Below are 21595 nucleotides of genomic sequence, written 5' to 3'. Positions count from 1 at the left end.
TGTTGTCACGAGCCGATATGGTTTATAATATTTTAATGATTAGCGGACAGAAGCTGTATGGATTATCATCAGTAGACAAGGTATTATTAAGCCATTATTTTAAAACCCTATGATTTAAAAACGTATAAAAATTCTTTTAATAAGAGTAACTAATAAACAAGAGTAACTAAGCATGCAATTATCGATTAATCGAGAGTCGTTACTAAAAGCCATTAACTTGATTGCCAAGGCTGCTGATAAGCGCCACAATATGGTTATCTTGGGCAATATTAAGCTGCAATTGTCGGAGGCGGCGCTGATTTTAACCGCCTCTGATTTAGAAGTAGAGCTGACATCGACGTTAAAATTGCCTGCTGGTGCTTGTATCGAAGCAGGTACAACCACATTACCTGCCACAAAGCTCAGAGATATCTGTAAATCATTGCCCACGCAAGCGCAGGTCAATCTGACCACTCAAGAAAATGAGCGCTGTCTATTGACCAGTGGTAAAAGTCGTTTTACTTTAGGTACATTACCTAGCGAGGACTATCCAAGTCTTGGTAATCCTGAAAATATCACACCTTTGACCATCAGTCGTAGTCGTTTGACCGACTTAATTCATAAAACCCAATTTGCAATGGCTATCCAAGATGTTCGTTACTATTTGACTGGTATGCTATTTGATGTATCACAGCAGCAACTGACTACGGTTGCGACTGACGGCCATAGATTGGCGTTAGCGCGTAGTGTCATTGATGTCAGTAGCGACTTAAATATGCAAGCGATTTTGCCGCGTAAAGCGGTGATTGAGCTTGAGCGTTTGGCTTCTGAGCTGGGTAAGATGCTGGGCGATAAAGATAATGCTGTGACATTGAGCTTTGGCCGTGAATTCTTACAAGTAAGCTTACCCTTTGGTGATGTGGATAGTACAGGGCAGGTGAGTGATGATTTAATGGTGACCTTTACCGCGCGTCTTATCGATGGTAAATTCCCTGATTATCGCCGCGTCATGCCAAGCAATACGGATAAATTGGCACTATTTAACCAAGAAAAAATGACTGATGTGCTGCGCCGTGTGGCAATTTTAAGTAATGAGAAATCTCGCGGTGTGGTGTTTAATTTTGCCAGTGATGGCATGGTAGAAGTTCGTGCTAATAATGCTGAGCAAGACGAGGCAGTCGAGATGATACAAGCAAAGTATCAAGGTGAGCCGATGGAGCTGTCATTTAATGCGGCGTATCTACAAGACGTCTTGGGCGTGATTCAAGGTGATTTGCAAATGCATATGAGCCAATCCAATGCTTCGGTACTGGTCAATCAGCTCAATGATGACTTCCATCAGTATGTTATTATGCCCATGCGTATATAATTTGGCCACCTTATAGAATAACAAACTTTTGCTTGCTAGAAAATGAGCGTAATATAGGCGGCTGTCACCATTATGATTGAACGTCTACATATCTCACACCTGCGTAATCTGACCCAGATCAGTTTAAACACTGCTGCTTGCAACGTTATTATCGGTGCAAATGGCAGTGGCAAAACCTCATTACTTGAAGCGATATTCTTGCTTTCAAGAGGTAAAAGCTTCCGCCATCATCAGCCTAAACGCTATATTCAGCACCATCAATATGCGGCAATTGTTCACGCCAGACTCAATGATAGCAGCACTTTAGCTATTCAAAAGCAAGCAGATGCGACGACGGTTCTACGGCTGAACCAAACCACGGTTTATAACCAAAGCATCTTAACCGAGCAGCTACCCACATTACTGATAGATCCGTCATCGATGGATATGTTAGAGCAGGGCAGTGCCAGCCGCAGACAGTTATTAGATTGGCTAGTGTTTCACATGAAACAGGGCTTTCATCCACAATGGGTCGCTTATCAGCGTTTGTTAAAACAGCGCAATAGTTTGCTAAAAAAGAGCCGTCACTTAACGCCAGTGCAGCTTACTGAGTTAAAATCATGGGACAAAGGGCTTGCTAGTCATGCGGCTCTTATTCATCATTATCGTGAGCGAGTCTTTAGCGATTGGCAGCCTTACTTTGCGAAGAGTATCACGCAGTTATTGCCTACCTACGCTGAGCAACTAAGTTTAAGCTATAACGCCGGCTACGACACCAATATCCCGCTAGATATCCAGCTTAACGAGCGTTTGGAGCAGGATTTGCAGCTAGGTTATACGCGGATAGGTAATCACCGCGCCGATATTCATGTGCATTGGCGCTCTAGTGATTTATCAGAGCTTGCTAACAACGAGGCAGACAGCAGTGCGAGAGCAGTATCAAAAACCATAGAAAAAGCAGACACTGCGGCCAAACTACCGACTATAAAAGAACAGGCTGCTAATGTTCTCTCTCGCGGCGAGAAAAAACTGTTAATTACCGCTCTACGCTTATCACAATTACCGTTATTGCTTAATGAAAACACTTCTACCCATACGATAGAGCAAGATAATAGCAGTGTTATTTTGCCAATTGACCATAACAAAGCGCGAGCTACGCCAGTAGTGCTACTAGACGATATTACCGCTGAACTTGATGCTAGGGCGATAGATATTCTGTTGTCGACTTTGGCGCAGCTACCATGTCAGGTATTTATGACCAGTTTAACCGACGATATTTTACCTTTGGTGCATGAGTATTGGTCAGAACCTAATTTGTTTCACGTGAAACGAGGAACCCTAATACGTTTATAAAGAACGCTTTTATAAACTGGTTTCGATGGTGAATATCAGCTAAGTTTGGGCTTCATTTTTATCAACCATGCTTCATATCTTCCTCAAAATTTCATTATTATGCTTATGGATGTAGTAGAAAAGTGATCTTGCTAAAATACTTGCTTAATACCGAGAAAACTGTCAGTAAACAGTGACTTAGCGCTAGAAAAATGTTAAAATAGAGCTTTATTTTTGCCCTGTTCTCAGCAAGTTATCTTACAAATTTTTATCAGTATTGTTTAAGGGTTGCTTGATAATATTCAGCTTCTAAGTGCTTGATAGATATATGCTTATTTCTAAGCTGTTTTAATTAAGCGTGAAAGAATTGACAGCGTATATTAAAAACAGTCTTTGAGGGATTGACTATATTTGAGTCCACTTGTCTCATACTGTTTTATCTTCTTTTAAGCGACCTCTGATAAGACTTTTACTAACTCTATAACTAAATATTTTGACCATAAAACGTTAAATCTAAGATAACGTCGTCGAGCATTGCCATTGTGGTGAGCAGATGACATATAGCTGATAATGGCTAGATTAAGGAATGCACATGAGTGATTCATTACCTACCGACCACGAACAATTGATGAGCGACAGCGCTCTAGAGACGACTGCACCTGCTGCCGTCTCTGAAGGAATGCCCTCTGATTATAGCTCCAAAGATATTCGTGTATTGCGCGGATTAGAAGCGGTGCGCGTACGTCCGGGTATGTATATTGGTGATACCGATGATGGTACCGGCTTGCATCATATGGTCTTTGAGGTGGTGGATAACTCTATTGATGAGGCGCTGGCTGGTCATTGCGACCAAATTGATATCATTATCCATGAAGACGAGTCGGTCAGCGTTATGGATAACGGTCGCGGCGTCCCTGTGGATATCCATCCAGAAGAAGGGGTATCAGCAGCACAGGTTATTATGACCGTCCTGCACGCTGGTGGTAAGTTTGATGACAACAGTTATAAAGTATCGGGTGGTCTACACGGTGTTGGGGTTTCGGTTGTAAACGCCTTATCTAAAAAGCTTGAGATGAATATTTGGCGCGAAGGCTATCATTATCATCAAACCTATACCGATGGCGTTCCTGATGCCGATATTCAGCAGATGGAGGCGACCAATAAAACCGGTACGCAAATTCGTTTTTATCCGAGTAACGATGTCTTTACTGGTACCATTTTTGAGTACGATATTTTAGCCAAACGCTTGCGTGAGCTGTCATTCTTGAACTCTGGTGTGCGCATTGTCCTAACCGATGAGCGCATCGATAAACGTCATGAGTTTGAGCATAAGGGCGGCTTGTCTGAATTTGTCAGCTACATTAACGCAGGTAAAGACGGTATTAATGAAGTCTTCCATTTTGTCAGTGAGCAAGACGACGGTATCAGTGTCGAAGTCGCGCTACAGTGGACGGATACCTATAACGAGAAAGTACTGTGTTTTACCAATAATATCCCGCAGCGCGATGGTGGGACGCATTTATCTGGCTTCCGCTCAGCTTTGACGCGCGGACTTAACAGCTATATGGATCGCGAAAACTTATTCAAAAAAGAAAAAATCGTTGCCACGGGTGATGATGCGCGTGAAGGTTTGACGGCGATTGTCTCGGTAAAAGTGCCCGATCCTAAGTTTTCCAGTCAGACCAAAGATAAGCTGGTTTCAAGCGAAGTGAAATCTGCCGTTGAGTCGGCCATGCATGATAAGTTTAACGACTATTTGCTTGAAAACCCAAGTGCTGGTAAAGCAATTGCCAATAAGATTATCGATGCTGCCCGTGCGCGTGATGCGGCGCGTAAAGCCCGCGAGATGACCCGTCGTAAAACCACGCTAGATATCGCAGGCCTCCCGGGTAAATTGGCGGATTGCCAAGAAAAAGATCCAGCATTGTCAGAGCTTTATATTGTAGAAGGGGATTCTGCTGGTGGTTCAGCTAAGCAAGGTCGTAGCCGTAAGACTCAAGCAATTTTGCCACTAAAAGGTAAGATTCTTAACGTTGAGCGCGCCCGTTTTGATAAAATGCTGTCATCTGCTGAAGTGGGTAACTTGATTACTGCGCTTGGTTGCGGCATTGGTCCGGATGAATATAATCCCGACAAAGTACGCTATCATAAAATTATTATCATGACCGATGCGGACGTGGATGGCTCGCATATTCGTACGCTGCTGTTGACCTTTTTCTTCCGTCAAACGCCAGAATTGATTGAGCGCGGTTATATTTATATCGCTCAGCCACCACTTTATAAAGTAAAAAAAGGTCGTCAAGAGCTATATTTAAAAGACGATGAAGCCTTAAAAGCGTATTTATTATCCTCAACGATCGATAATACCAGGCTGCATATCAGTGCCGATGCGCCTGCTATTACTGGTCAAGCGCTTGAGACCTTGCTCAATGACTATAACCAAACCCAGCTTATAAAAGCGCGTTTGCAGATTCGTTACCCAGCGGTGTTATTGGATGCATTGACCCATACGCCGAAGCTTAGCACCGATATGACTTATGATAAATCAGCGATGGAAGCGTGGAAAGCGTCATTACAAACACAGCTTGAGCACTTTGGTAGTGACTTAAGTCCTGAGATTGAACTGGTCAATATCCATGCACCGCAACCAAAAAATATGGATGCTGCCGCTGCTGATTTATTGGGTATGACCGCAGTGGTAGAACCTGATGAAAGTGAAAAATCTGCTGATAACAGTGATTCTTTATCTGCCAAAGCTCAATGGTTACCGCGTATCACTGTTTATGTGCATCAATTGGCGCATCATTATCTGTTAGATGCCAGCTTTATCAATTCAGGTGAGTATACTAAGCTGCTGCGCTTATCCGCGGAATGGAATACCTTACTTGCAGAAGATGCCTTTATCCGCCGTGAGGCCACCGCAGGTACCACCAAAGATATCCCAGTACGCGATTTTGATTATCTATGGCAACAGATGATGCTTGAGGCGCGTCGTGGTTTGGCGATTCAGCGCTATAAAGGGCTGGGTGAGATGAACGCTGATCAGCTTTGGGATACCACCATGGATCCTGAAAACCGTCGTATGTTGCGTGTCACGATTGAAGATGCGATTGCTGCTGACCATATGTTTACCTGTCTGATGGGTGACCATGTCGAGCCACGTCGTATTTTCATTGAAGAGAATGCGTTGACCGTGTCTAATTTAGATATTTAGCTTTTAGTTTATAGACCTTGAAGTTATAGTTTTGAAGTTTGAATATAATTGTTTATTGGTATAAAGTCATCTTGCTCGCAAGGTGGCTTTTTTCATGTGAAATATTATCAATAAAGTAGTGAAGGGAATACTATGCTAAATGCAGAACAAAAGAAGTATTTGTCACAACTATCAAAAAAGACCTTAATTGATTTTGTCTCTGAGGTGTATGGTATAGATAAAATGCTCGATAAAAAAATTGAGCGTCTGCTATTACAATCAGATAAACCTAAACTTATAAAAAAGTTAACCACTACACTAAAAGGACTTAGAAGACGAAAGAAGTTTGTAGATTACTGGGAATCTAGTGAATTTGCTATTGAGCTTCAGCATTTAGCCAGCGATATAATGAGCCTTTATCCTGAGCAACCAAAAGAGTGCTTGACGTTACTTGAGTTATTTATAGAGTCTACTAGTTCTAGCCTAGAACGTGCTGATGATTCCAACGGTTATATCGGTGATGTTTATAGGAGTTTGACGTCATTTTGGTTAGCAGTGGCTAGCACTTGCTATGAGCAAGAAAAGCGAGACATACCTGTTGATGAGCGCGATATACTCAGCCAAGCTTGGGTAAAGAAAGTAAAAGTGCTGGCTGACGATAATGATTATGGTACCAAAGATAGTTTATTAGAAAACATTGATCAACTGTTATCTGAGCCTGAGATACGTGGATTGATCGCTGATTATCAGCAAGAGCGTGAGAATATCCAAACAAAAAAAGCAATTAAAGATACGCTCAATGAAAGGCGAAACAGCCCTTTAAGTGATGATGCTTTTTCAATTAACTATGACAAGATGGTAATTGAGATCGCCATAAAAAACCTAACAAGTGCGCTAGGTGATGTGGGTTTTTTTGAAACCATATTCTTTGAGATGCAAGAGACTAGACCGGTTCATCCTCGAAGATTAGAAGAGTTGCTAACATTTCTGCTAAATCAAAGAGCTTTTGATAAGGCACTACACTACTTAAATGAAGAGTGGCAAAGCGATGGTCTATTAGATAAGATCAGACGTTTGGATTGGCTGAGTCACATATATCACATGCACAAAGATACCGACGCGCTCATGGAGGTGCTAGGCGAGGCGTTTGAGCTACAATCAACCCCTTCGCGGCTAAAAGCTATCATGGCTGTGGCCAGTCCTGCTCAGCAATCTAAGTGGCGAAAAAGAGCTTATGAGCTAGCAGAACAACAAGAAAATGTATTTATGGCTACATCGCTACTGCTAGAAATAGGAGAGATTGAGCTTGCTAATGAGGTCGCAGTTGCCCGTCATTCTCAGTTTGCTGATGTGCATTATACAGATCTCACAAGCATGTTAAAAGATTTGCCAACTAAGACAGATTTACTTCAAGTTATTATTTATCGCACTTTACTTAACGATATTCTAGACAGCTCTCGCAGCAAAGCTTATGGTCACGCCGCTCGCTACTTCGATCACCTAACCAAGCTTGATACGGTTATTAGTAAATCGTCTAAGCCTTACAGTGAACTTGCGACCCATAAAGAATATGTCACTACCCTTAAAGACAAGCATGGTAAAAAGCGTAGTTTTTGGGAAAAGGTAAACGATTAGATTGATGTAGTGTTTCACGTGAAACTTACGGCAATAAGCAGAAATAAGCGAAGAATAAAATGATTGAAGTTATATTACTTGCTATTGCCCTTGCGATGGATGCGTTTGCTGTTGCGATTGGATTGGGCGCGAAATCTCAAAACCAGCATCGCCATTATGTGCGGCGTTTGGCGATTTATGCGGGTTTGTATTTTGGTGTTGCGCAGGGTGTGATGCCATTAATTGGTTATTTATTGGGCGTAGCTTTATTAGGCTGGTTGGCCGCGGCTGCCTCTTGGATTGGTGGTTTTATTCTTATTGGTCTTGGTAGCAAGATGCTTTATGAAGTGTTTTTAGGAGATGGAGAAGAGGCGGTAGATAAAGCACTGCATATAAATAGCGAGGCAGCTTCTGTCAATGACAACCTAAAGAAAAATACCAATCATCGCACCATGTTTACCCTTGCGATTGCGACAAGTATTGATGCGATGGCAGCTGGTTTTACGCTTAATTTATTGGAATTGAATGCATGGTTAGCGTGTTTCATAATCGCTATTATCACTGCTATTTTTAGCGTTTTTGGTGTTTATTTGGGTAAACAATCAGGTACGTATCTTGAAGATAAGGCGGAAGTGCTTGGTGGTATAGTACTTATACTTATTGGCTTAAAGGTGATGCTCTTTAGCTAGTTTATTAGCCTCAAGCTCTTACTCTATAAAAAAAACCGCCTTGATAACTAAAGCAGTTTTTTTGTTTCACGTGAAACTTGAATAGATGTTTTTCAGACAATCATTTTTATTAGTTATTCTTCGTCAAGATTAAAGCGCCACGCTAGCACACGGGTATTCTTTTGCCCTTGGCTCATCTCGATGATGCGCATTTGGGCAACATCAAGCTGCTTTAATAACAGTTGTAAGGGTTTCACGTTCTCTGACTTTGATACCAAGCTGGTAAACCAGCCAACGTGCTCGGCAAAATCTTGACTCTCTTTTATCATTTTGGTCAAAAAGGCAATTTCGCCGCCCTCAGACCACAGCTCTTTATGCTGACCGCCGAAGTTGAGATTTTGCGCAGTATTTCCAGCCTTGGTTGAATGTCGGCTGATTTGCTCGTTTTCATTCTTACCACGATGTCGTTGCAGATTATGCTGCTTGCGGGTATTGGCTTGCATCGCTTCTTCTAATGACGCATGAAAAGGAGGGTTGCAAACGACCACATCAAAGTAATCTTGACGACCGATGATGTTTTTAAAAATAAATTTAGGCTCAGGCTGGAGTTTTACTTTAACCGCGCTTTTTAGCTTTGGGTTGGCGTCACAAATCAGCGCGGCGGTATTGACCGAAATAGGGTCGATATCACTCGCGGTAAAGCGCCAACCATAGCTTTGGCTACCGATAATCGGATAAATCGCACTGGCACCGGTACCGATATCAAGGGCGTGAATTTCTTTGCCCGTTGGCGGGGTGTTGTCGTCATTAACGTGCGTGGTTTGCGCGAGTAAATCAGCAATATAATGGATATAGTCTGCGCGACCCGGTATCGGTGGGCAGAGATAGCCTTTTGGAATATCCCAAAATTTCACACCGTAATAATGCGCGAGCAACGCTTGATTCAGGACGCGTACCGCTTCAGCGTCCGAGAAGTTAATGGTCGGCTCACCTTTCGGGTTTATGATGGTATGCTTGGCCAATTCGGGCAGGGCACGGGTCAATAGCACAAAGTCATAGCGACCTTGATGTGGATTGCGCGGATGTAGCTTGCCGAGTTTTTTGGCGGTCTCAGGTGAGCGGTTGCGATAAGTATTAGCATTTGCTCTACGGACGTTTGATGTATTGGTATTGGGCTTACTGGTCATAGTTTCGGACTGCGATGTTTGAATATAATCACCCAGTTTAGCAGATTTCGCGTCCATCTATCTGTTTATCCATGGCTACTCATTTACCTATGGCGAATAAGAATCGCAATCTGCCTGTGCGCGTATATCTGTCCTTGCGTTATCGCATGGGGGTGTCTATATTGAAACTAAGCCAAATGAGCATAAAGCGGCTATTTTATAAGCGCAGCAGATGATAATAATGCATTTAAAAGGATAAAAATATGACAACGGAAAGTAATAATTACAGCACCGATAACCGTATTACCTATGAAACCGACGGCTATATCTGCCTGATTGGGCTCAATCGCGCCGATAAACGCAACGCCTTTGATAGTCATATGATTAAGCAATTATCCGAAGCACTGACGCGTTATGAAAGTGACGATAACTTACGCTGCGTGCTCATATTTGCCCATGGTGAGCACTTTACCGCCGGGCTTGATTTAATGGAGCTACAGGATAAGTGGAATAAAGGCGCATTTGAGTTTAATGATAACGAGATTGACCCATGGGGCATCGGTGGTAAATTACGCAGCAAACCTGTCGTCGTCGCGGTACAAGGCACTTGCTTTACCGCGGGGATTGAATTAATGCTGAATAGTGATGTGGTCATCGCAAGTGATAACTGCAACTTTGCACAAATGGAGGTGCAGCGCGGTATCATGCCGTTTGGCGGTGCAACGGTACGTTTCATACAGGCAGCAGGTTGGCAAAAAGCTATGCCGTATTTGCTCACTGGTAAAGCCTTTGACGCGCAAACTGCTGATAGACTAAATTTGGTCAGTGAAGTAGTGACAAATGGCACAGAATACGAGCGCGCGCTAATTATTGCTAAAGAGATATGTAAGTCAGCTCCGCTCGGCGTGCAAGGATTATTGTCCTCAGCCCAAGATGCCAGCCGTAATGGCGCAAAATCAGCGCTGGCCAATATCCACGGTTATCTACCGCATTTATTTTATTCAGAAGATGCGAAAGAGGGAGCGATGGCAATGGTTGAGAGAAGGGCAGCTGAGTTTCAGGGACGTTAGTTATTCAAAGATTTTCCTCTTAGGAGAATAGTGGTGCAATACAATTTTGATGAAATAATTGATAGACGTGATACAGGGTCAGTCAAATGGCACTACTTTGATGATACCATCCCGCTGTGGGTCGCGGACATGGACTTTAATGCCGCACAGCCTATCTTAAAGTCGATTGAGCAAGTCGCGCAACATGGCATATTGGGTTATACCAAACCGACTGAAGCTTTGTATGAGGCGATTATCAACTGGCATAGCAGTCGTTATGGTTTGCAGCTAGATAAACAGAATATCTTGTTCTCGCCGGGCGTTGTGCCAAGTTTAGCACTGATGATGAACGTCTTTACCGGAGCAGGTGATGCGGTACTGGTTAGTGACCCCATTTATACGCCTTTTATGACTAAGGTTGAGCAAAATGGTCGCGCGCTTGTGATGTCAGCGTTAAAAGAATTCGACGGTAAATATCGGTTAGATTTGGCCGATATCGAAGCCAAGATAATCGAGCATAAGGTTAAGCTATATTTATTATGCAATCCGCACAATCCGGGCGGGCGCGTATGGACGAGGCAGGAGCTTGAAGCGTTACTGGCACTGTGTAAAAAGCATAATGTAGCGATTGTTAGTGATGAGATTCATCAAGATTTAACGTTGAATGGTCATAAATTTACGCCTTTTTTAAGACTAGCAGAAGCAGAAAATTACGCGCATAACGTCGTCAGCCTAACATCCATGACCAAAACCTTTAACGTAGCGGGTATCAAAGGCTCAATGATATTTGCTAAAGACGATGCGTTAATAAAAAAAATCAGTCAGCAGCAGCAGTTAAATGATGAATATGAGCTGAATTTATTTGCCTATACTGTGATGCGTAGTGCTTATGAAGATGGCGATGAATGGCTTGAGCAGGCGCTTCATTATATTGAAGCCAATATTGACTTAACCATTAGCTTTTTAGAGCAGCATCTGCCTGATATTAAGATTATGCGCCCAGAAGCCTCGTATTTAATTTGGTTGGATTGCTCGGCGTATGCACAAGATAATCAGAAGCTCTATGATAAGTTAAGAGAGGCGAAGGTTGAGCTCAATGCGGGGGTTAAATATGGCGCGGAGGGACATCTTAAAATGCGCCTAAATGTGGCGTGTCCTGAGGCACTGCTGCGCGAGGGATTAAATCGAGTTTCTGCGGCGTTTAGTGGTTAATAAGGCTTTATAAAGCGAGACGAGATTTAATGTTCTCAAGGCTCTATTTGACCTAAATTCTCTAAGTCTACAAACTCCTTTTTGCCATGGATAGTATACATTCTGCGTTTGATGTCTGGATAATTACAGATATCAAACGCTGGTCTGTTGCCTCCCATTAAATAGGTAGCGTCCGTATCACTATTATTACGCATAGAATGCGCTGCACCGTGTGCGGGGAAACCGACAAAATCTCCTGCATGTAGTTGATAAACTTCATCGTCATAATTTAGTGAAAGCTCGCCAGATAGCATATAAATGAACTCGTCTGAATTTTCATGATAGTGGTGTTGCGTGGTTTCATCACCCGACTCAACACGTACGAGATGCAGACCGAATTTGGTAAGACCGACAATATCACTTAATGAAACTGTATGGCGAATGGCATTGTCATTAAACTGATGGATGTGTTTGGTTGCAGGGGTGTTTTCAATATTGGATTTGGTTAGGACGTAATGCTGAGTGTTTTTGAGTGCAGACTTTGGTGTAGTCATAGCTTAGTCTCCGTTATTATTATCTTAAGCTTGAGTCTATAGAAGTAATAAAGTTAACTTAGAGGCTTAATTCACTTTGCAGGATAACCAGTAATATCTTGTATGCTTTGATATAAAGGTTTTAGGCGCTCATACATTTTTAGATAAACCTCATTATAAAGGCGTTTGTAGAGCTGGACATTGGCCTCAATAGGCAAGAATTCATCGCCTAAATGGGTCATTGCCTCACTTGCAACCGCGTGATCGGGATAGACGCCGATTCCGACTGCGCAGTTGATGGCAGCGCCTAATCCTGAAGCCTCATAAGTGTGCGGGCGATAAGCGGGCATACCAAAGATATCGGCAGTAAGCTGCATCGCTGAGTCACTTTGGGAGCCGCCGCCTGAGACACGTAAGTGCTTGATGGTTTTGCCCGTGCGCTTTTCAATGGTATCGAAGCCCAGTTTTAGCTCGTAAGCGAGCCCCTCTAAGATAGCGCGATAAACGTGCGCCCGCGTGTGCACATCACCAAAACCAATGAGGGCACCTTTACCTTCAAGTCCCGGATGACGGACGCCGGGTGACCAATACGGCTGCATCATCAGCCCCATACAGCCCGCCGGAATATCTTTAACTGCTTGATCGAGGAGCTTTTCGGTATCGATGCCTTGCGTCTTTGCTAGCTGCTCTTCATAGTGAGCAAATTGCTCTTTAAACCAGCTAACCATCCAAAAGCCGCGATAGATCATGTACTCATGATTGTAGTATTTCGGCGCAGCAGCAGTGTAGGCGGGCATATGCTTAAGGATTTCGACGTAATTGCTCGACGTGGTATTGATAGTCGCAGTAGTACCAAAGCTTAAACAGGCAGTATCGGCTGCCAGACCAGCAGAGCCCAAAGCCTCGCAAGCTTTATCACTAGCGGCCGCAATCATCAGCGTGCCCTCTAAAATCCCCGTGGCTTTAGCCGCTTTTGCGCTGATATGACCAAGTGGCTGACCTGGTGGTACAATCTTAGGCATTTGTTCAGGTCGACAGCTAAATAAACGCCATTTAAGATCTTTGGGTTTTAGCCATGTTTGCGCTTTATAGTCATAAGGCAGATAGCCTAGGGCATGACCAGTGGAATCGGCTAATTCGCCTGTGAGTTGATAGGTCAGGTAAGCAGATAGATTGACGTAATGGGCGGTTTTTGCCCACATCTCTGGTTCATGGTGTGCAAGCCAATTACAGCGGGCTTTTTGCTGTGCCTCTTGTACCAGCTCGCCCATGCCAATGATTTTGGTTAATGGGCTCAGAAAGCCGATATCGTTGTTTTCGCCGCGGCGTAAATCCATCCATACGATAGCAGGACGCAGCGGCTGCATGTCTTTATCGAGACAAATCATGGTATAGCGCTGGGTGGCAAGACTAACGCCTGCGATTTGCTCAGGGCTTATAGCGCTGGTGTGCCACAGTTGCTGACAAGCCTCGCTTAGCTTTTGCCAATAATAGTCAGCGTGCTGCTCGGCAAAATTGGGCTGGAGAGAGAAATACGGCTCGATAGGGACACGGGCTTTGGCAATCTCAGTGCCAAACTGATCAAAGATAAGCGCTCTAACACTTTGCGTACCATTATCAATGGCTAAGAAATAAATAGGGTCATCAAGGTTCGTGGTCATAGTCGTCCTTAACTATGTAGTCATATAAATTAAGCTGCAGGCAAATGGTAGTAGCGCTGCCACAAGTCCTGATAGCGGACAACTTCTTGCTGCCACTTTTGCTCATCCCAGCCGAGCTCTTGCTGACATATTTGCTTTAGTCTTGTGCTGATAAGCGGCGTCATTGCGCCATGCGGTAGGATTAAACCCAAGCGTGTCCGTCGCAGTAATAAATCATCTAAATGAATAACCTGCTCATGGCGCGCGGCAAAACGAATCTCTGCCCAAATGGTGTTGCTGTCGGTGACATAAGCCAAATCTTCGTCATGCGCTAGCTCTAGGAGAGTATCAAGCTGTAGGCCATAAAACCCTTGTAAGCGTTGTTGTAGAGCTTTTGGTAAAGTAGAAAATTTAGGATTGGTTGGTGTGGTATCGCTAAAGACGTAATCGCCATTTATGGTTTGATTTTGAATGACAGATTTATCGAGCGCGAGCACTTCTTGACACTTTTCAAGGACATCTAAAGCAATAAGGCGAAAGGTTGTTAGCTTGCCGCCGCTGACGGTCACCAGATTATTATCGAGCCACACGCTGTGGTCGCGCTTTTCTTTACTTGGGCTCACGCGCTTGCCATCGCCGCCTTCTGAAATCAGCGGACGCACGCCTGCCCACGTACTGATGACATCCTCTCGATTCAGGTCGGCATCATTAAAGAGCTCGTTAGTCGCAGTTAATAAATAATCGACCTCTTCATTCGTGATACCAACTTCACTATCGTCCAAAGGCGGATGATCCAAATCGGTGGTGCCAAGGACGGTGCGATTTTCCCAAGGAAAGACAAAGACCGCTCTTTTATCTTCAGGATGTAAAAAGGTATAGGCTTGCTTGAGGGGTAAACGTTCTTGACTGATAACCAAGTGACTGCCGCGCGATGGACGGATTTGTTTATGAAAGCTTTGCTCAGATTGCTTACTGGCTTGCATCCGTAAGGTATCCGCCCAAGCGCCTGTGGCACTGACCACCACTTTGGCGTAAACATCGTAACTTTGAACATTGTTTTGAGCATTACTATGAGCATTGTCTTCAGAAGAGGTATCTTTGAGTGTTGCGCCTACCACCAAGCCTTGTTCATTGGTAATCAACGATTCTGCTTTTAGGTAATTAATCGCCTGTGCGCCGTCATTAATTGCCTCATCAAGTACGCGCATCACCAGCCGCGAGTCGTCGGTCACCGCATCGCTAAATTGACTGGCTCCTAAAAACTTGTCTTGCTTGATATGCGGATTTAGACTTAAAAAAGCCTCTCTTTTAAAGTAAGTAAAGTAGCGCTTGCCCGCGAGCCTATCGTAGACTCGTAGCAAGGTATTAAATATCCATGGCGGTGGAAACTTGCCTTTATAATGCGGCATAACATAGTGCATCTCATTCACAAGGCCACTTGCTTCACTGAGCATACGTTCACGCTCACGAACGCTAAGCAAGGTGGTCTTATAATCACCCGAGGCAATATAGCGCAATCCGCCATGTACCATTTTACTAGAGCGGCTAGATGTACCCCAAGCAAAGTCTTTTTGCTCAATTAATAATACTGCCAAGCCGCGCCGTGCCGCTTCGCGCGCAATCCCAGCACCCGTAATGCCGCCACCAATAATCAGCATATCCCACGGTTCTACTTGAGACGAGCGATGAGATAAAGGCGCTAGTGCTTGCTGGCGTTGCTGATGGGGCTGATTGGGTTTAGTGGGGTTCATAAACGATTTATCTCACATGACACTTAAATGAATCAGTAACTTAGTATACTTGAATATATGTAAGTCATTTAATGGTACTAAGGCTATCTTTTAATCTTCGATTAAAACGCCCGGATTCATACGCTGTTCAGGGTCTAGGCTTTTGAGCATATCATGAGTCACCTGAATGCCAAGCTTCCCTTTTTCAGCCGCTAGATAAGGCGTATGATCACGGCCAACGCCATGCTGATGCGATATCGTGGCTGTACCATTGGCCAAACTTAAACTGGCCGCCTGTTTGATTTTTTGCCAGCGTTTTAAGGTTGTGGCGTGGTCTTTAGCTGCGCGAAAGAAGTAAGTGGTATAAAGACTAGCACCTTGTTTATAGACGTGTGAGATATGGGTAAAGGCCATGACCTTCTCGCCTTCCTCTGTTAAAGAGGTTCTCACCGCTTCTTGCATCTGCTGCATTTGCTCGTCGATGTTGTTCCAATTGGTTGCTGTCTCGAAGGTATCGACCATGATGCCTTTGTCCCATAAAGTGCCACGCAAGTAAGGAAATTTGAAACGTCCATGCGCCCACACGCTACCCATAATATCGGTAATTTTACCAGTGACACTACCGTGCTGCTTCAACAGCTTATTAAACTGCGTTAGTGCCAACTTATTCTGCGCTTTATCGCCTGATACGCCGTAAGTGAGCATGACTTTTTGAGAGTCTAGCCCGCGGGCTTTTAGATAGGTGCTGATGGCTAAGAATTGGCTTGGTGACGTGCCTAAATGTAGATGCGCATCAGTTTCGATAGCATTACTTAAACGTAGCATGGATAAGCGAACATTTTTTTGCACGGCTTGTCTAAGTACTTCTTTACCAGCTTCCCAGTTGGGCAGGAAAGCCACTTTAAATAGCTCTTCCTCAGGCTGCGGTTGTACGCGCATTTTGACCTCGGTAAAAATACCAGCACGACCTTCGGTGCCCATCATCATCTCGCGCAAATCAGGCCCTGCTGATGACGCCGGAATATCAGCGATATTAAGTACACCCTGCGGAGTGACCAACGTACCGCCCGCAAACATCTGCTCGATACGCCCGTAGCCCAATGACTGCTGACCACTAGAGCGCGCGGCAATCCAACCGCCAAGCGTTGATAGCTCCCAAGACTGCGGATAATGCCCTAAGCGGTAACCCTGTGCGTCCAACTGTGCTTCAACCGCTGGCCCTTGTGTACCCGCGCCAAAGGTAGCAATTTGGCTCTCGGTATCTAAATCGAGAAGCTGATCCATTTTGCTCATGGCAATGGTGAGTACTGGGCGTGAGCCCTTTTGCGGATTGATATGTCCAACGACTGAGGTGCCACCACCAAACGGAATGACAATTAGGTCGTGCTCACTGGCGAGCGTTAATAAAGTCTCGACGTCAGCGGTCGATTCGGGAAAAGCAACACCGTCAGGGAACACTTCAAAAGCGCCGCTGTGCATGGCTATCCAATCTGGGAAGCTTTGACCGCGCGCGTGTCTGAGTCTCACTTCTTTATCGATAGATACCGTATCCAGACTAGTTATAGCAGCAGGTAAGCGCGATTTTGGAACAGTTTTGAGTACCTGTTGTAAGCTAACAGAGGAGAGTTTTTTGGTTTTGCCGATATGTGATTTTATTAATTTTGCGCCATGCGGCGAGACTTTTTTATTGATACTGACATTGCCCCAACCGTTCCAGCGCGTCTGCTCAATAGGGGTGCTGGCGGGTGTATTATTTTTTTGAATAGGGTCTAAATTATTATTATCGTTGTTTTTGGTAGCAGAAAGGCTAGTGGTTTTACGAATAAGAGATTTGATTTTGCTCATAGGGACATACCTGTCGATTCGTTATTACGGTTTTTATACTAAAGGATTCGGTTAAGGGAGGTTTAGCTTGTCTGCTCAGCATAGGTGAATGATTAGCTCAGTGTTATCGTAAAAACCATACAATATTAAGCGCTTATGCCAAGCAGGTAATTCTAAAGCGAACCTATTTATCGTTTGAGCATAGCACAATATAAACAAATATTTCATATAGACTCGTCATTTGTATAATAAAAATTCATGGTTTTTATTTAGTAGCGGCAATATTAGGGTTCGCTCTGGCGTATTATTCTTATCAAGGCGTACTATCTCGCAAAAAACGTGAATAATTAACCATCTAATAGCCATTAATGGGCGCAAACTTGTTAAAATAGGGCACTAATTTTTTCTTGATGGACATCGATTTATGACCACTGCCGCTGCCACTCCTGCATTACCTACTATCAAGCAAGACCGCATCCTTATCCTCGATTTTGGCTCACAATATAGCCAGCTTATCGCTCGCCGTGTGCGCGATTCTGGCGTTTTCTGTGAGATGTTCCCTTACGACATCGACACTCAGCGTATCCATGATTTTGGTGCCAAAGGTGTCATCCTATCGGGCGGTCCTGAGAGCGTTCATGCCGAAAATAGCCCGCGTATTAATGATGCGGTGTTTGAGCTTGGCGTGCCAGTACTTGGCATTTGCTACGGTATGCAGGCGATGGCGGATCGCTTTGGCGGGCAGGTTCATGCCAGTGATATCCATGAGTTTGGCGCCGCGACGATTGAAGTTAATGGTCAGTCGCAGCTCACTGATGGTATTGAAGATAGCGTGACGGAGCACAACACCGCCAAGCTAGATGTGTGGATGAGTCATGGCGACAAGGTTATTGAGGCACCACAAGGTTTCGATATTATCGCCAGTACGCCAAGCTGTCCGATTGCGATTATGGCCGATGATGCCAAGCAGTATTATGGTCTACAGTTCCATCCTGAAGTGACGCATACCTTACAAGGTCAAGCGTTATTGGGCCGTTTCGTACATCAGATTTGCGACTGTGCGGGTGATTGGACGCCAGACAATATCGTCGATATGCGCGTGGCACAGTTGAAAGAGCAAATCGGTGACAAACAAGTATTGCTTGGTCTATCAGGCGGCGTTGATAGCTCAGTAGTTGCGGCGCTATTGCATAAAGCGATTGGTGATCAGCTAACGTGTGTGTTCGTTGATAATGGTCTGCTACGTCTGCACGAAGGCGATCAAGTGATGCAAATCTTTGCTGAAAACATGGGTGTAAAAGTCATCCGTGTCGATGCCGAAGATTTATTCTTAAACGCCTTAGCAGGCGAGTCTGATCCAGAAGCCAAACGTAAAATCATCGGTAAAACCTTTATTGATGTCTTTGCCAATAGTGCGCGTGAAATCAGCGAGCAAAGCGATGGTAAAGTCATTGAGTTCTTGGCACAAGGTACGATTTATCCTGATGTCATCGAATCAGCCAAGTCGCATCAAGGCAAGGCTCACGTGATTAAGAGCCATCACAACGTCGGCGGTTTGCCAGATGATTTGGCGTTTGAGTTGGTCGAGCCATTACGCGATTTATTTAAAGATGAAGTGCGTAAACTTGGTATCACCTTGGGTCTACCAGCTAAAATGATCTATCGTCATCCGTTCCCAGGTCCAGGTTTGGGCGTGCGTATCTTGGGTGAAGTCAAAAAAGAATACGCTGATATTTTACGTCAAGCCGATGCGATCTTTATGGCAGAATTAGAAAAATCAGGCTGGTACGATAAGACTGCGCAAGCATTTGCGGTATTCCAACCAATCAAATCAGTCGGCGTGGTCGGCGATGGCCGCCGCTATGCGTGGGTGATTGCGCTACGTGCGGTTGAAACTGTCGACTTTATGACCGCGCGCTTTGCCCATCTGCCATATGATTTGATTGAGACGGTATCGAATCGCATTATGAATGAAATCAAAGAGGTCTCACGTGTGACTTATGATGTGTCGAGCAAGCCACCTGCTACTATTGAGTGGGAATAACCTTTTACTTAGTCTTTAGCTGAAATAAAAAAACACTCAACTTGGTTGGGTGTTTTTTTTGATTTAATATTTCTGCAGCTAATCTCGCTTATCGCTATTATCCATTCTGCCCACTAGAGTAACGACTAAAGCCTACCGTATTCCTGTTATCGCTACATCACGTCTGGCTAAGTCTCTGCAATCCAGTAGTCAAACAAGGATAGCTGCTGCAAACAAGGCTGAAAAGCTCTAAATATCTAAGATTAGGCGGTTATCGAAAGCTAGCTAATTTTTACAACGTGCAATGTATATCAAGCATAGTACAAAATTGGCATTATTCAGTCATGCTGCAACGAGTAATAGCAGTCATCATATTGCATGATTAATCTTTGTTATTCTCCTTTGATGTATCATCAGGCATACTGAAAGCGGTTTTTGGTATGTTAATATCTCCATTTACCAGTTTATCTCCAATATCAATAAAGCCATTAATTTCAGCATCACTCATCCCTTCCAGATCGTCAAAAATAGAGCGGAGCTGAGAGGCTGTGACTCCTTCTTTTTTCCCCCGCGATAGTCGAGCGTGACCAGATACAAGTCGTGCGGTACCGAAAGTCAATTTTTCAGCTTGTTTGATTTTATCATTGATAGACATCTTGATACTCCTGATTATTTATGAGATTTCATTATATCGATTCAATAACAGGAAGAATATACACCAGAAAAACTATTAATTATATGGTGAGTATTCTTCTTAGGTGATTGTGATAAACTTTTTGAAAGAGATTTGAACAGATAAGGGTTGTAATGAAACAAAAGTATGAGTATGCAAAAGAACATGAAAACATGATATTTGTGGAGCTAGTAAATTTTATAGGACATGAAGCATATCGGGCGGCCGTATTAACTCAGTATCCTGATGAGTATAACCGTATAGTCAGTTTGAAGAATGAAGTAGTAAAAGAGCTTAAAGCGTTGCACTGGGATGAAATGCACTCTTATCTACATGACTTAACCAACTCCTTTATTAATTCTATTGTTCTAGAGCATCCTTTCGAAGAATTGAAAGGAAAAATCAATAATATAGTCAACCAAATCTGTCCTGATGAGATTCTTGATGATGAGCCTGCTCTTAAAATTCAGATTCAAAAAGAAACTAAAAAGATTATTAAAAGTGCAAAAGAACTTTATCATTCTCATGCAAATTGGTGCACTGACATTTACCATAGGTGTATGCCTGCTGGACTTATCTCCAAAGTAAAACTAGAAGATGTTATCAATTATGTTGAATCTAAGGAGTACTTAATAGAAAGAGAGATGATTGGTAACAGCGAACAACATTTAACAATAGTTTCACCACCGTTCGATTCAATCCCAATGTTTGGCGATGCACCCAAACATCGGTTTCAGAGTCAAAAAACAGATATGATACCTATTCCAGAAGCCTCCGTTTTTAATCGCTATATAAGAGAGGATACCTCTCTTAAAAATATACTGCAGCTTAATAATGAAACTCAATCTAAGGCAATGGTACGTTTGAGTTTTATAAATAAAGAAATTACTGAAGTGGAATTTACGAAATCATTGAATGTAAAAATTGATCTCAGTTCTCCAATGAGTAAGCGTGAAATGGAGCTGCTCATGAATAATCTTTATCACAAGATTACACATCACCAAAACATGAATACGGACTCTGCGTTATTGCTATGTAAGAATTTAGACCAACTTGAAAAAGCATATCAAAGTACAGATTTAGGTCGTTTCGATTTGGCAAAGCACATGGACTTAACCAAATACCAAATCAAGGGTGTTTCGTCGTTTACAGATGTGAAGAATGCCTTGCTTGGACTAATGGCTTGGCATAAGCATTTTATAAGAATAGGGCCTGACCACTCTCTTATATATGAGAAGGCTGATTGCCATCAGGACGACTCATTTGCTGCCTTGACAGATCAGTTTACTGACGTAAATAATGGTGAGTTTAGAAAGGGTTATGGTCTCAGTACTATTAAGAAAGGATACAGTATTGTTAGCGTGGCAATACAGCAGCAGTTAGCTAAGCAACGCTACGGTCGATACCAAGAACGTAAGATGAGCAAAGAGCGAAAGAAAGCACTGATGAATGCAACGACAATTTCATTTTCTGAGCTACATAAAAATGATAAAGAAGCAGTTACTAGTCGGTTAAACAAACTAGCATTGCAAGGGTATGAAGTCTCAATCAAGCGACATGAAGATGGTTCGGTTTGGATAGTACACTGCAAGAAATAATCATCATTCTTATTAGGGCGTGTCTTCAATTCAT

At 43.5% G+C, this 21595-nt stretch carries 15 protein-coding genes; 9 read left to right on the top strand and 6 right to left on the bottom strand.

Annotated elements, in window-relative coordinates; genetic code table 11:
• Window positions 1-172 precede the first annotated feature (172 nt).
• The 5 genes from dnaN (at window position 173) to B2866_RS09720 (ending at window position 8155) form a co-directional block, all read left to right on the top strand.
• Window positions 173-1348 (top strand): DNA polymerase III subunit beta, encoded by a 1176-nt coding sequence (gene dnaN / locus B2866_RS09740; RefSeq protein ID WP_296193446.1) that lies wholly within the window; start codon window positions 173-175, stop codon window positions 1346-1348.
• Window positions 1349-1420: 72 nt separating this feature from the next.
• Window positions 1421-2680, top strand: coding sequence for a DNA replication/repair protein RecF (gene recF / locus B2866_RS09735; protein ID WP_296193445.1), 1260 nt, complete (start codon window positions 1421-1423; stop codon window positions 2678-2680).
• A gap of 658 nt (window positions 2681-3338) precedes the next feature.
• Window positions 3339-5873, top strand: coding sequence for a DNA topoisomerase (ATP-hydrolyzing) subunit B (gene gyrB, locus B2866_RS09730; RefSeq protein ID WP_296193500.1), 2535 nt, complete (start codon window positions 3339-3341; stop codon window positions 5871-5873).
• A 132-nt stretch (window positions 5874-6005) separates the two neighbouring features.
• Window positions 6006-7487 carry a DUF6880 family protein gene (locus B2866_RS09725; protein WP_296193443.1) on the top strand — a complete coding sequence of 494 codons (1482 nt, stop codon included), beginning with the start codon at window positions 6006-6008 and terminating at the stop codon, window positions 7485-7487.
• A 59-nt stretch (window positions 7488-7546) separates the two neighbouring features.
• The gene (locus B2866_RS09720; protein WP_296193440.1) at window positions 7547-8155 is read left to right on the top strand and encodes a manganese efflux pump MntP family protein; all 609 of its coding nucleotides are present in this window, start codon (window positions 7547-7549) and stop codon (window positions 8153-8155) included.
• Window positions 8156-8268: 113 nt separating this feature from the next.
• Here B2866_RS09720 and rlmF read toward each other — a convergent pair whose 3' ends face one another.
• The gene (gene rlmF, locus B2866_RS09715; RefSeq protein WP_296193497.1) at window positions 8269-9321 is read right to left on the bottom strand and encodes a 23S rRNA (adenine(1618)-N(6))-methyltransferase RlmF; all 1053 of its coding nucleotides are present in this window, start codon (window positions 9319-9321) and stop codon (window positions 8269-8271) included.
• Window positions 9322-9563: 242 nt separating this feature from the next.
• Between rlmF and B2866_RS09710 the strand changes: the two genes are divergently transcribed.
• Together B2866_RS09710 and B2866_RS09705 are read left to right on the top strand one after the other, a co-directional pair.
• On the top strand, window positions 9564-10370 hold the full coding sequence (locus tag B2866_RS09710) for a crotonase/enoyl-CoA hydratase family protein (protein WP_296193437.1): 807 nt from the start codon (window positions 9564-9566) through the stop codon (window positions 10368-10370).
• Between the two features lie 33 nt (window positions 10371-10403).
• The gene (locus tag B2866_RS09705) at window positions 10404-11561 is read left to right on the top strand and encodes a MalY/PatB family protein (protein WP_296193435.1); all 1158 of its coding nucleotides are present in this window, start codon (window positions 10404-10406) and stop codon (window positions 11559-11561) included.
• Between the two features lie 35 nt (window positions 11562-11596).
• Here B2866_RS09705 and B2866_RS09700 read toward each other — a convergent pair whose 3' ends face one another.
• The 4 genes from B2866_RS09700 to B2866_RS09685 all read right to left on the bottom strand — a co-directional run bounded on the left by B2866_RS09700 (window position 11597) and on the right by B2866_RS09685 (window position 17288).
• Complete coding sequence (locus tag B2866_RS09700; RefSeq protein ID WP_296193431.1) at window positions 11597-12094, bottom strand: cupin domain-containing protein; 498 nt, start codon at window positions 12092-12094, stop codon at window positions 11597-11599.
• A 71-nt stretch (window positions 12095-12165) separates the two neighbouring features.
• Window positions 12166-13734, bottom strand: a complete 1569-nt coding sequence (locus B2866_RS09695; protein WP_296193428.1) for an FGGY-family carbohydrate kinase — start codon at window positions 13732-13734, stop codon at window positions 12166-12168.
• Between the two features lie 29 nt (window positions 13735-13763).
• Entirely contained in the window at window positions 13764-15464 is a 1701-nt protein-coding gene (locus B2866_RS09690; protein WP_296193426.1) for a glycerol-3-phosphate dehydrogenase/oxidase, read from the bottom strand.
• 90 nt (window positions 15465-15554) lie between these two features.
• On the bottom strand, window positions 15555-17288 hold the full coding sequence (locus B2866_RS09685) for an FAD-binding oxidoreductase (protein ID WP_296193424.1): 1734 nt from the start codon (window positions 17286-17288) through the stop codon (window positions 15555-15557).
• 403 nt (window positions 17289-17691) lie between these two features.
• On the opposite strand from B2866_RS09685, the gene guaA reads away from it, so the two are divergent.
• Window positions 17692-19311 (top strand): glutamine-hydrolyzing GMP synthase, encoded by a 1620-nt coding sequence (gene guaA / locus B2866_RS09680; protein ID WP_296193420.1) that lies wholly within the window; start codon window positions 17692-17694, stop codon window positions 19309-19311.
• A gap of 361 nt (window positions 19312-19672) precedes the next feature.
• Here guaA and B2866_RS09675 read toward each other — a convergent pair whose 3' ends face one another.
• Window positions 19673-19945, bottom strand: a complete 273-nt coding sequence (locus B2866_RS09675; protein ID WP_296193417.1) for a hypothetical protein — start codon at window positions 19943-19945, stop codon at window positions 19673-19675.
• 152 nt (window positions 19946-20097) lie between these two features.
• Here B2866_RS09675 and B2866_RS09670 point away from each other — a divergent pair, with 152 nt between their 5' ends.
• Window positions 20098-21561 (top strand): hypothetical protein, encoded by a 1464-nt coding sequence (locus B2866_RS09670; RefSeq protein ID WP_296193415.1) that lies wholly within the window; start codon window positions 20098-20100, stop codon window positions 21559-21561.
• Window positions 21562-21595 lie beyond the last annotated feature (34 nt).

Source organism: Psychrobacter sp. UBA3483, assembly GCF_002377905.1.
In the GTDB taxonomy this organism is placed as follows: Bacteria; Pseudomonadota; Gammaproteobacteria; order Pseudomonadales; family Moraxellaceae; genus Psychrobacter.
Note: the sequence above shows the minus strand (reverse complement) of the source record. Positions and strands in the feature narration are given on the sequence as shown.